At 75.4% G+C, this 1,810-nt stretch carries 3 protein-coding genes; 1 reads left to right on the forward strand and 2 read right to left on the reverse strand.

The annotated features are described in order from the left end of the window. The first annotated feature begins 197 nt into the window (after nt 1–197). The gene (locus ACOV8S_RS10670) at nt 198–485 is read left to right on the forward strand and encodes a hypothetical protein (RefSeq protein ID WP_448317551.1); all 288 of its coding nucleotides are present in this window, start codon (nt 198–200) and stop codon (nt 483–485) included. On the opposite strand, the gene ACOV8S_RS10675 is transcribed toward ACOV8S_RS10670, so the two are convergent. Continuing rightward, the gene (locus ACOV8S_RS10675) at nt 482–979 is read right to left on the reverse strand and encodes a nucleoside deaminase (RefSeq protein WP_448317552.1); all 498 of its coding nucleotides are present in this window, start codon (nt 977–979) and stop codon (nt 482–484) included. The two genes, ACOV8S_RS10670 and ACOV8S_RS10675, sit on opposite strands and share 4 nt — an antisense overlap. 27 nt (nt 980–1,006) lie before the next feature. Continuing rightward, nucleotides 1,007–1,807, reverse strand: a complete 801-nt coding sequence (locus tag ACOV8S_RS10680) for an isocitrate lyase/PEP mutase family protein (RefSeq protein WP_448317903.1) — start codon at nt 1,805–1,807, stop codon at nt 1,007–1,009. Nucleotides 1,808–1,810 lie beyond the last annotated feature (3 nt).

The raw sequence follows: 1,810 nt of genomic DNA on the forward strand, positions 1-1,810 counted from the left end.
TCCGTGCGGTGGGCCGTCGTACCGCTCCGCGCGGTGCGGCGGCCCACCGCACGGACGGGGCCGCGCCGTCACGTCGCACAGGGGGCGGAGGAGATGTTGCGGGCGGTGACCGGCGGCCCGAGGCTGGGAGGGCGGTGCCGGATCACGACGAGTGCGGACGCGACCGCGCGGATGCCGGTGGGCGAGGAGAGTGTGCGATGCGGATGATGATGAAGGCCCGCTTGGACACCCAGGCGTCGAACAAGGTGATGAACGAGGGCGGGATGCCCGACCTGGTGAGGGAGGCCATGGCGCGGCTCAAGCCGGAGGCCGCCTACTTCACCCCCGAGGGCGGGCGCACCATGATCCTGTTCTTCGACATGCAGGACAGCTCCGAACTCCCCGCCGCCGCGGACCCGTTCTTCCAGGAGCTCGGCGCGCACGTGACGTTCCAGCCGGTCATGAACCTCGACGACCTGCAGCGGGGCCTCGCGGCCCTGGGCTAGGCCGGTGCGTCGGGGCCGGCCCGGTGGTGCAGGCGGTGGTGCAGGGCGCGCACCTCGTCGACCAGTTCCGGGACCGGTCCCTCCACCACCGCGTCCGGGACGACGGTGGTGACCGGCAGGGCGGCGACCGGGGCGGCGGGGACGCCCCACCCGGTGAGCCAGCTCGCCAACTGGGCGCCGGAGGCCACGTACACGATCCGGCCGAGCCCCACCCAGCCGTGCGCGGCGGCGCACATCGGGCAGTGCTCGCCGGAGGTGTAGACGGTGGCCGCGGCGCGCTCCGCGGGTGTCATGTGCCCCGCCGCCCAGCGGGCCAGGGCGAACTCGGGGTGTCGGGTGTGGTCGCCGGAGGCGACGCGGTTGTGGTCCTCGCCCCGGACGGTTCCGTCACCCGCCACCAGGACGGACCCGAAGGGCTCGTCGCCGGACTCCAGGGCCTGGGCCGCCAGTTCCACACAGCGGTGCAGGTGCCGCAGATCCACGTCACTGATCACCGGGTCACCTTAACGGGACGGGTCGCCTCAGTGGGGCGTGTCGGCGGGCGCGTGGAAGAGGGCGTCGAGGTCCGGGTACGGGATGGCGTGGTCGAGCGAGTCGTAGCCGCCCGTGCCGTGCAGGTCGAGGGCGGCCCGGCGTGCGGCGGCGTAGGCGGCCTGGGCGACGCCCGAGCCGAGGCTGACCCGGGACACGCCGAGGGCGCCGAGTTCGGCCACCGTCGGGGCGCCCGGTCCGGCCAGGACGTTGAGCGGGACGGCCAGTCCGGCGGCCAGTTCGGCAACGACGGCGGGGTCGGTGACGCCGGGGACGAAGACGCCGTCCGCACCGGCGTCGACGTACGTGCGGGCGCGGGCCAGCGTGTCCCGGAGGCGGTCGGCGGGGTCCCCCAGGCCGAGCAGGTACGTGTCGACGCGGGCGTTGACGAACAGGTCGACGCCCGCCTTCCGCGCCGCCTCGCGGGACGCCTCGATCCGGTCGGCGAGGGCGCGGGGCGGGCGGGTGCCGTCCTCGATGTTGACGCCCACCACCCCGGCGTCCAGGACGCGGGCGACGGTCTCCGCGACCTCCGCCGGGCTCTGCCCGTAACCGCCCTCGATGTCGGCGGTGACCGGGACGGCGACGGCCGAGGCGATGCGGGCGAGGACGTCGAGCACCAGGTCGGGGGAGACGCGGTTCCCGTCCGACGCGCCGAGCGACCAGGCCACCCCGGCGCTGGTGGTGGCGATCGCGGGGGCCCCGGCCGCCTCGACGACACGCGCGCCGGCGACGTCCCAGACGTTGGCCAGGGCGAGGGGGCGCGCGGGGGTGTGGAGAGCACGGAACAGGGC

The organism is Streptomyces sp. CO7 (assembly GCF_053474865.1).

Bases quoted from the DNA above. Each gene is read 5' to 3' on its own strand.
- ACOV8S_RS10670 (WP_448317551.1), top strand. From the start codon at position 198: ATGCGGATGATGATGAAGGCCCGCTTGGACACCCAGGCGTCGAACAAG.